Consider the following 9466-nt stretch of genomic DNA (forward strand, 5'->3'; position numbering starts at 1 on the left):
CGCCCGCCGCCCCGGCCCCCGCCTCGGGGGGGACGCTTCGCCGGGCTCATCGGGCCACCCGCCTCATCGGGCCGAGACCACGGCGACGGCCCAGCAGGCCACCCCCTCGCCCCGGCCGAGCGCCCCGACGCCTTCGGGGCGCTTGCCCTTGAGGGTCACGGGCGCGCCGGCGGCAGCCGAGAGGAGGCGCTGCATCTCGGCGCGGCGGGGAGCGATCTTGGGCGAGTCGAGGACCACGGTGCAATCGATGTTGCCAGCGAGCCACCCCTCATCACGAACCAGGGTGGCGGCGCGGGAGAGCAGGACGAGGCTGTCGACGCCGACCAGGCCCGGATCGGTGTCGGGGAAGTGGCTGCCGATGTCGCCCAGGCCCGCGGCGCCGAGGAGGGCGTCGATGGCGGCGTGGGCAACGACGTCGGCGTCGCTGTGGCCGGCGAGGCCCCGCTCACCCTCGAAGCGAACCCCGCCGAGGACGAGGGCACGGCCGGCGTCGTCGCTGTAAGGGTGCACGTCGTAGCCCATCCCCACGCGAGGGGGCGGGCCCTGGAGGCGCCGGAGCCACCGTCGGGCCACCGAGGGGGCGGTCACCCCCGGCCTCCGGCCAGGTGGGCCTCGGCGGCAGCGAGGTCGCCGGGGTCGGTCAGCTTTCGGTTGTCGGGATCGCCGGCCACGACCACCACCCTGCCACCGGCGCCCTCGACGAGTGCGGCGTCGTCGGTGGCCTCCCCGCCCCCGGCGTGGGCCGAGCGGAGGGCGGCGGCGGCGAAGGCCTGTGGCGTCTGCACCGCCACCAGGCTGGCGCGGTCGGGTGTCTCGAGGACCCGGCCCGTCGGGTCGATCCGCTTGATCGTGTCGGTCACGGCGACGCCCGGGACTGCCCCGTCGGCGCCGGCGACGACCGCCTCCACCACCGTGGCGAAGAGCGCGGGGCGGGCCAAGGGGCGAGCGGCGTCGTGGACCACGACCACCGTGGCATCGTCGGGCACGGCGGCCAGGCCGCGCCGCACCGACTCGGAGCGGGTGGCGCCGCCGGCAACGACCACGTCGGCAGCCGGCTCCACCGACCCTGCCCGCTCGGGAGCCACGACCACCACGACCCCCTCGGCGCTGGACCGGGCCGCTTCAAGGGACCAGTCGAGGACCCGGCGGCCGCCGAGGGGCTCGTACTGCTTGGCGCCACCGAAGCGGGTCCCCCTGCCGGCAGCCACCACGATCGCCCAGGTCGTCACCGCCCGAGTCTCGCCGCTGCGGGCGACCAACGGCGTGAGGACCCGCCTAAACGGCGATGACGGGGGCGGAGGCGAAGAACATCCGCCCGCGGGAGGTCTGCACGCTCGAGGTGATGCTCACTTCGACCTCGGCGCCGATGAGGTTGGCGGCGTCGCTCACCACCACCATGGTCCCGTCGTCGAGGAAGCCGACGCCCTGGCCCGGGTCCTTGCCCTCTCGGGTCAGGGTCAGGCGGACCACCTCACCGGGGACGAGCACCGGGCGGAGGCTGAGGGCGAGGCGGTGCAGGCTGAGGCAGCCCACGCCCTGCAGCTCGGCCACCGACGCCAGGCCGCTGTCGGTGGTGAGGAGGATGGCACCGGTGCGCTGGGCGAGGACGACCAGCTTGGCATCGACCTCCTCCCGCTCGGGCACCTCGTCGGGCAGTACCACCAGGCCCTCCCCGTCGTCGCCGCGGAGGGAGTCCAGCAGCTCGAGGGCACGACGGCCACGGCGGCGGCGCGAGGGGTCGGCGGCGTCAGCCAGTCCTTGGAGCTCGTCGATCACGAAACGGGGCACCGCCAGGCGCCCGGGGAGGAAGCCGGTCTCGGCGACGGCGCCGAGGCGGCCGTCGATGGCGGCGCTGGCGTCGACCAGCACCAAGCGCTCGGGCGGGCCCTCCGGCGGCGCCACGAACGAGGTGGGCGGTGCCGGCTCGGTGGCGCCGGCGCCGTGGCGGAGCAGGGAGAGCAGCTCCTCGCCCTTGCGGGCACCGGCCTGGAACCCGGCGTAGGTCCCGAGCCAGGCGGCGAGGCCGAACAGGGGCCATCCCCACCGGTCGGGGAGCATGGCGATCACGACCAGGCCCGCCACGGCGCCGATGCCGCCGAGGAGCAGGGCGCCGATGCCGCCGCTGAGCAGGGCCACCGGCGAGGCGCGGTCGATGCGCCGCTCGAAGCTGCCCGTGGCGCGGCGCAGCATCCGGCCGACCACGCCGCCGAGGACGTAGCCCGTGCAGGCGCCCAGCGCCGCCCCGACCAGCGGGGCGCTGGTCTCCGCGGCGTCCACGTCCTGGCCACCGCCGAGGCTGTGGCCGACTGCCGTGGCGAGGGCGACGATCATCAGGCGGACCACCTCGACGAAGACCTCCGACGGGATGCGCGCCTCCTCGGTCGGCGCCGAGGCGCCGAGATCTCCGGTGGGGGGCGTCGCCGTCGTCACCTTTGTCTCATCGGTCGGTCGGCGCGGATCCTGAAGGGTCAGCGAGAGCGGCGGCCGTCGTCGTGGGTAGCATCTGGCCCGCCATGGTCGACACCACTCTCCTCGCGCAGGTCGACTTCTTCCGTGTGTTCTCCGAGGATGCCTTCAAGGCGGTGGCCTCCGAGGTCGAGGTGCGGTCGCTCGACCGCGGTGACGTGCTCTTCGAGGAGGGCGACGAGGCCGCCGAGCTCTTCGTCGTGGAGCACGGCCGGATCGCCATCGCCAACCGTAGCGCCGACGGGCGTGAGTCGGTGTTCGCCCTGATGGAGCCCGGTGACCTCTTCGGCGAGATGCCCCTCTTCGACGGGGAAGGCCGGTCGGCCGCGGCCCGTGCCCTCGAGCCGTCGCGCGTCTACGCCCTGGCCTACGCCTCGCTGCGCGAGGTGCTCACCGAGCGACCCGAGCTGCTCTGGGGGGTGGTGGAGCTGCTGTCCCGGCGACTGCGCATGGTCGACGCCGCCCTGGCCGACTCCATGTTCCTCGACGTCACCGGCCGCACCGCCAAACGCCTGCTCGAGCTGGCCGGCGCCAACGACGAGTTCCAGCTCCCCGTCACCCAGGAGGAGCTGGCCGGGATGGTCGGAGCCTCCCGCGAGCGGGTCAACAAGGCCATCTCGTCGTTCGTCCGGCTCGGCTGGATCGAGCAGCGGGACCGCCGGTACGTGATCACCGACCGCGAACAGCTCACCCGCCGAGCCCGCTAAGAGGGGCTCCCACCCTCCGGTCAGCTGTAGCGGTCGAGGATGCTCGACTCGGCCAGGCGGGAGAGGGCCTCCTTGATGGCCCGGGCCCGGGACTCGCCCACCGCCTTGACGTCGTCGAGGTCGTCGATGGAGGCCCGCATGATCTTCTGCAGGTTGCCGAAGCGCTCGACGATGCGGTCGACGACGGTCTCGGGCAGGCGGGGGACGCGCGCCAGCAGTCGGTAGCCGCGCGGCGAGAGGCTCTGCTCGAGGTCGGACGTGCCGCCCGGCAGGTGCAGCATCGAGGCCACGAACTTGAGGTCGAGCAGGTCGTCGGTGCCCAGGCCGGCGAGGGCGTCGAGCGCCTCGTCGAGGTGCCAGCCGCTCTCCTCGTGGAAGTAGTCGCGGATGACCAGACGGCGCTCGTCCTCCACCCCGCCCATCAGCTCCTCGAGCTGGAGGCGCACCAGGCGACCGTCGACCCCGAGCTCGATGATGTAGCCGTCGATCTCCTCGGCGATGCGACGGACCATCTCCGTGCGCTGCAGGACGGTGACCACGTCTCGCAGCGTCACCAGGTCCTCGATCTCGAGGGCCGACAGCGAGCTGGAGACGGCGTCGAGCCTGGTCTTGTAGCGCTCGAGGGTGGACAGCGCCTGGTTGGCCCGGTTGAGCAGGCTCGGGATCGAGGCCAGCGGGTGCTTCTCGTCGCGGGCGTAGACGGTGATGACCTGCTGGTCCTCCGAGACCGAGATCACCGGCACCGGGATCGAGCGGGCGACCCGCTCCGCTGTGCGGTGCCGGGTGCCGGTCTCCGAGGTGGGCACGTTGGGGTTGGGCACCAGGTGCACGTTGGCCCGGGCGATGCGGCTGGCGTCGCTGGCGAGGATGATGGCGCCGTCCATCTTGGCCAGCTCGGAGAGGCGCTGCGGGCTGAACGCGGCGTCGAGGAGGAAGCCACCCGAGCAGATGTTGAGCACCTCGGGCCCGTCGCCCACCACGATCAGGGCGCCCATCCCCGCCTGGAGGATGCGGTCGACGCCCTCGCGGAGGAGCCGCCCGGGGGCCACTGCGGCGAGCGCGTCGAGAAGCTCACCCCGGGATCCCATGCGGGGATCCTAGTCGGGGGTGCCTCGATGGTCTCCGGCTCAGGCGGGTGCGCAGCCGACGGCGGCCACCGCCTCACCCAGGGTGGCGACCCGTACCGCGGTGATGCCCTCGGGGGCCTCCGGGGCCGAGAGCGGCACCACCGCCCGGCGGAAGCCGAGCCGGGCAGCCTCGGCGAGGCGGCGCGCCGTCTGGGAGACCTGGCGCAGCTCCCCGCCGAGGCCGACCTCGCCGCAGGCCACCAGGTCGCCCGCCAGCGGCTGCTCGCAGACCGACGACACCAGCGCGAGGGCTACCGCCAGGTCGGCGCCGGGCTCGACCACCCGCACCCCACCCACCGCCGAGGCGTGCACGTCGAGCTCGGCGAAGCGGACGCCGACCCATCGGTCGAGCACGGCGAGGAGCAAGGCGAGCCGGCCGCCGTCGAGGCCCTGGGCCGAGCGGCGCGGCTGGGGCAGCCTGGTGGCGGTGACCAGGGCCTGGACCTCGACGAGGAGAGGCCGGTGGCCCTCGATGGTGGGCACCACGACCGAGCCGGCGACCCCGGTGCGGCGGTCGGCGAGGAACAACCCGCTCGGGTCGGGGACGCCGACCATCCCGGCGTCGGACATCTCGAAGAGGCCGAGCTCGCTGGTCGAGCCGAAGCGGTGCTTGACCGCCCGGAGGAGGCGGAGGGCGTGGTGGCGGTCGCCCTCGAAGCTGAGGACGGTGTCGACCACGTGCTCGAGCACCCGGGGCCCCGCCAGCGCGCCGTCCTTGGTGACGTGGCCGACCAGGAGCACGGTGGTCCCCCTGCCCTTGGCCTCGCGCACCAGCTGGCTGGCACACTCCCGCACCTGGCTGACCGACCCCGGCGCCGAGCCCAACTCGGGGTCGAAGACGGTCTGGACGGAGTCGACGACCACCACGTCGGCCTCGAGCTCGGCGAGGTGGGCGAGCACCCAGGGCAGGCTGGTCTCGGCCACGAGGTGGAGGTTGGGGGCGAGGGCACCGAGGCGCTCGGCGCGGAGGCGGACCTGCTGGGCGGACTCCTCGGCGGTGACCAGCAGGCAGCGGGCGCCGGCCTCGGCCATCGAGGTGAGGGCCTGGAGCAAGAGGGTGGACTTGCCGATGCCGGGCTCGCCGCCCACCAGCGTGACCGAGCCGGGCACCAGGCCACCCCCGAGCACGCGGTCGAGCTCGCCGATCCCCGTGGGGCGGGCGGCCCAGGCCCCCAGGTCGACCTCGGAGATGGGCACCGGGCGGCTCGGCGGCGCCAGGCCGGTGACCACCGCGGGGCGGGCCTCGACCTCTTCCTCCATGGAGCTCCACGCCTCGCACGAGGGGCAGCGGCCGACCCACTTGGGGCTGGCGCCGCCGCACTCGGTGCAGCGGTAGACGGTCTTGACCCGGGCCACGGGGGGACCCTACCGAGGGGGTACGACATCGCCGCGGCGGCGGCCGGCGAGGACCACGGCGACCGCGGCGGCCGCGGCCAGCACCGACAGCGCCGACCAGACGAGTCGGCTGGTGTTGCGCACGTCGCCGGTGGCGTCGACCACGACCACCTCACCCAGCCGGGGCACCCACCGGGTGGTCGACGAGCGCCCGCCGGACTCGGGGAGCGTGGCCGTCAGCTCCACGCGGAGGGCGTCGGCGATGGGGACCCCGGCGCGGCGCTCCAGCTCGGCCACGTCCACGCCGAGGCCGGTGCCGGCGAGGCGCTCCCGCAGGGCGTCGTCGGCGAAGGCGTCGACGCCGCCGCGCAGGTCGACCCGGCCACCGACGCGGTGTCGGGTGTGTGCGAACGCCCGGTCGTGGCGGACGGTGAGGTCGCCGAAGGGCCCGTCGGGTCCGGTGAGGTCGTCGAGGGCGACGTCGGCCTCGTCGGGGGTGGCGAAGGACCGCCGGGCCCGCACCGACGTCCGGCCGTCGCCCTCGGTCACGGGGCCCTCCACCACCCAACCCGCGGCGACGAGATCGTCGACCTCCAGCTGGTCGGCCAGGCCCGGCAGGTAGGAGGCGGCGGCCTCGTCGAGCAGCACCGCGGCTCGCACCTCGCCCGACCCGCCCTCCTCGACCACCACGTGGACCTCGAGGTCGACCCGGCAGCCCGTGGCGAGGACCGCCAGCGCCATCACCACCGCAACCGCCGAGGAGCGGGGCGACGCCCACCGGCGACGGGTCGGGGCGCCGCCCGGGTCCGGCCGGCTCACCCCTCGGCGCGCACGACGAGCGGCGAGGATGCGCTCGAACACGCTCGCCACGGTAGCGAGCGAGGCGTGGGGCTCGTCCCCGGCGGGGCAGCCGGCCTGGTGGTGACTCCGCCACGGAGGGTGATTGGCCCTTATGGACCATGTCACCGAGGTGAGGTTGATCGTACGCTTGCCCTCGGACGGCGCCACCCGCGCGCTGCGGGATCGAGGACGCAATGCGCAGGTTGGGAGCAGCAGGGTTCGCCCTCCTCGGGCTCTTTGCGACGGTGGTCGGCACCGCCGTACCGAGCGGAGCTGCGCCCGCGGAGACAGCCGGTGAGCAGGGTGGGGTCATCCCGGGCAGATTCATCGTGACGCTGAGCGACGGAGAGAACCCGCGGGCCGTGGCTGCCGAGTACGAGCGTCGTGGTGGCACCGAGGTGGACTACGTCTACACCGCCGCCCTCAACGGCTTCGCTGGCACCATGTCGGATGGCGCCGCGGCGAGGGCCCGGGCCGACGGCCGGGTGACGAGGGTCGAGCCCGACGGCGTGGCGACGATCAACGCGACGAACACGCAGTCCGGGGCCACATGGGGCCTGGACCGGATCGACCAGCGGTCGGGCACGGACGGCACGTACACCTACGACGACACCGGCTTCGGGGTGACGGTGTACATCATCGACACGGGCATCCTCTCGTCCCACACCGAGTTCACCGGGCGAATCGTTGGTGGTTTCACGTCCATCGACGACGAGCACGGCACCAACGACTGCCACGGACACGGCACTCATGTTGCCGGCACGGCCGGCGGCAAAACCTACGGTGTGGCCAAGGCCGTGAAGCTCTCGCCGGTCCGGGTCCTCAACTGCAGCGGCTCCGGCACGTGGAGCGGCGTCACCGCGGGGGTCGACTGGGTGACGAAGAACAGCGTGAAGCCCGCCGTAGCCAACATGAGCCTCGGTGGTGGTGGCAACTCGTCCCTCGACACCGCGGTCCAGAACTCGATCGCCTCGGGCGTCACCTACGCCGTGGCCGCCGGCAACGGCAACATGGGCGGCAAGGAGCAGGACGCCTGCGGCTACTCCCCCGCTCGCGTTCCCGAGGCCATCACCGTCGGTGCCACCACGAGCAGCGACGCCAAGACCTCGTGGTCGAACTACGGCGACTGCGTCGACTGGTTCGCCCCCGGCTCCTCGATCACCTCGGCCTGGATCGGCAGCAACACCGCGACCAAGACGATCAGCGGCACCTCGATGTCCAGCCCCCACGTCGCCGGCGTCGCCGCGCTCTACCTCGAGGACAACGGCGCGGCATCGGCGGAGAAGGTCCGGAACGCGCTCTACAGCTTCACCACGAAGGGCATCGTCACCTCCTCGAAGACGGCCAACAACCACCTGCTGTACTCCTTCCAGGTCGTCGACGGTGCGACGAGCGGGGCCACCGACCCGACCACCGCACCGGCCGCGCCCCAGAACCTCAACGCCACGGGCGGCGACGCCAAGGTCGACCTGACGTGGGACGCACCCTCCAGCGACGGCGGATCACCCATCACCGGCTACAAGATCTACCGGGGGACCACCTCGGGCTCTCTTACGGCGCTGACCACGGTGGGGACGACCACGAGCCACACCGACCTCACGGCGGTCAACGGCACGACGTACCACTACGCCGTGTCTGCCATCAACGAGGTCGGCGAGGGTGGACTCTCGACCGAGGCCTCCGCCACCACCACAGAGGCAGCGTCGGAGGGTACGGCGCCGTCCGCCAGCTTCAGCTATTCGTGCAGCAAGAACGACTGCCACTTCGACTCCTCCAGTTCCACTAACGCCACCGCTTTCAGTTGGACCTTCGGTGACGGCGGCACGGGGAGCGGCGTGACGGCCTCCCACACCTACATCAGCTCCGGAGACCACGTGGTCACCTTGACCGTGAGCTCAACGACGACTACGGCAACCGATAGCACCACCGCGACGATCAGCTGCATACAGAGGGGCCCCAACCTCCAGTGCAAGTGAGCACCCTCCCGCGCTGAGGGCCCACGCACCGCCTTGCGGCGCTGCGGATTGCGCGCGGTCACCCACCTCCACGGTGGTTGACCGCACACTCGCCGTTCTGGCACCAGAAGCGCGCCGGCCGACAGCGCGGTTCTGGTGCCAGAACGCCCGCCCGCCCCCACCGACCCTGAAAACGACCGCTGCCGGCCCCCTTGGAGGCCGGCAGCGGTCTGTTCGGGCTGAGCCGCTGGCCTACTCGCCGATGGTGGTGCCGCCGGTCTCGGCGAGCTCGACCGGCGGGGGCTCGAAGCCCTCGACGGCGGTGAAGGTGAAGCGCTGCTCGCCGGGGGTCTCCGGGTCGGGTTCGATGTCGACGATGATCGTCGAGCCCGCGGCGAACTCCTTGAACAGCAGGCGCTCGGACATCGGGTCCTCGATGAAGCGCTGGATGGCCCGGCGCAGCGGGCGGGCGCCCAGCGTCGGGTCGTAGCCCCGGTCGGCCAGCAGCATCTTGGACTCGGGGGTGAGCTCAAGGCCGAGGCCCTGGCCCACCAGCTGGTTCTGCAGGCGGCGGATCATCAGGTCGACGATCGTGGTGACCTCGGGCTTCGAGAGCTCGTGGAACACGATCGTGTCGTCGATGCGGTTGAGGAACTCCGGCCGGAAGTGCTGCTTCAGGGCGTCGTTGACCTTCTCCTTCATCCGGGCGTAGGAGACGGCCTCGTCGGCCTTGGAGAAACCGACGTTGGCCTTGCGCAGGTCGGCGGTGCCGAGGTTGGAGGTCATGATCAGCACGGTGTTGCGGAAGTCGACCGAGCGGCCCTGGCTGTCGGTGAGGCGGCCCTCCTCCAGGATCTGGAGGAGCGTGTTGAAGACGTCCGGGTGGGCCTTCTCGATCTCGTCGAAGAGCACCACGCTGAAGGGCTTGCGCCGCACCGCCTCGGTGAGCTGGCCGCGGGAGCTTCGCGTATGACCACGGCCGGTGGCCCACGACGGGCCAGGCGAGTGGGACAAACGAGAATCGCGCGGCTGACGG

Annotated in this window: 9 protein-coding genes; 2 read left to right on the forward strand and 7 right to left on the reverse strand. The window is 72.8% G+C overall.

The genetic code is table 11. From position 1 onward, the window contains the following. Positions 1 to 63 precede the first annotated feature (63 nt). Genes ispF through VMN58_02245 form a run of 3 tightly spaced genes read right to left on the reverse strand, consistent with a single transcriptional unit; the run spans position 64 to position 2430 of the window. The gene (gene ispF, locus VMN58_02235; protein HUF32011.1) at positions 64 to 588 is read right to left on the reverse strand and encodes a 2-C-methyl-D-erythritol 2,4-cyclodiphosphate synthase; all 525 of its coding nucleotides are present in this window, start codon (positions 586 to 588) and stop codon (positions 64 to 66) included. Continuing rightward, a complete protein-coding gene (gene ispD / locus VMN58_02240; GenBank protein ID HUF32012.1) occupies positions 585 to 1229 on the reverse strand; it encodes a 2-C-methyl-D-erythritol 4-phosphate cytidylyltransferase in 645 nt (214 codons plus the stop codon). Before ispD ends, ispF begins: the two co-directional genes overlap by 4 nt. Before the next feature lie 46 nt (positions 1230 to 1275). Next, complete coding sequence (locus tag VMN58_02245; protein HUF32013.1) at positions 1276 to 2430, reverse strand: TRAM domain-containing protein; 1155 nt, start codon at positions 2428 to 2430, stop codon at positions 1276 to 1278. Between the two features lie 83 nt (positions 2431 to 2513). On the opposite strand from VMN58_02245, the gene VMN58_02250 reads away from it, so the two are divergent. Beyond that, the gene (locus VMN58_02250) at positions 2514 to 3173 is read left to right on the forward strand and encodes a Crp/Fnr family transcriptional regulator (GenBank protein HUF32014.1); all 660 of its coding nucleotides are present in this window, start codon (positions 2514 to 2516) and stop codon (positions 3171 to 3173) included. 20 nt (positions 3174 to 3193) lie between these two features. Here VMN58_02250 and disA read toward each other — a convergent pair whose 3' ends face one another. The 3 genes from disA to VMN58_02265 are packed head-to-tail and all read right to left on the reverse strand — an operon-like array spanning position 3194 to position 6496. Further along, positions 3194 to 4261: a DNA integrity scanning diadenylate cyclase DisA gene (gene disA, locus VMN58_02255; GenBank protein ID HUF32015.1), complete on the reverse strand. Its 1068-nt coding sequence runs from the start codon at positions 4259 to 4261 to the stop codon at positions 3194 to 3196. 39 nt (positions 4262 to 4300) lie between these two features. Next, entirely contained in the window at positions 4301 to 5656 is a 1356-nt protein-coding gene (gene radA, locus VMN58_02260) for a DNA repair protein RadA (protein ID HUF32016.1), read from the reverse strand. A gap of 9 nt (positions 5657 to 5665) precedes the next feature. Beyond that, positions 5666 to 6496: a hypothetical protein gene (locus VMN58_02265; GenBank protein ID HUF32017.1), complete on the reverse strand. Its 831-nt coding sequence runs from the start codon at positions 6494 to 6496 to the stop codon at positions 5666 to 5668. Positions 6497 to 6837: 341 nt separating this feature from the next. Here VMN58_02265 and VMN58_02270 point away from each other — a divergent pair, with 341 nt between their 5' ends. Further along, positions 6838 to 8451, forward strand: a complete 1614-nt coding sequence (locus VMN58_02270) for a S8 family serine peptidase (protein HUF32018.1) — start codon at positions 6838 to 6840, stop codon at positions 8449 to 8451. Between the two features lie 231 nt (positions 8452 to 8682). Here VMN58_02270 and VMN58_02275 read toward each other — a convergent pair. After that, on the reverse strand, positions 8683 to 9466 hold a 784-nt coding region (locus tag VMN58_02275; protein HUF32019.1), incomplete at its 5' end, for an AAA family ATPase.

Source organism: Acidimicrobiales bacterium, from assembly GCA_035512495.1.
Classification (GTDB): Bacteria; Actinomycetota; Acidimicrobiia; order Acidimicrobiales; family CADCSY01; genus DATKDW01.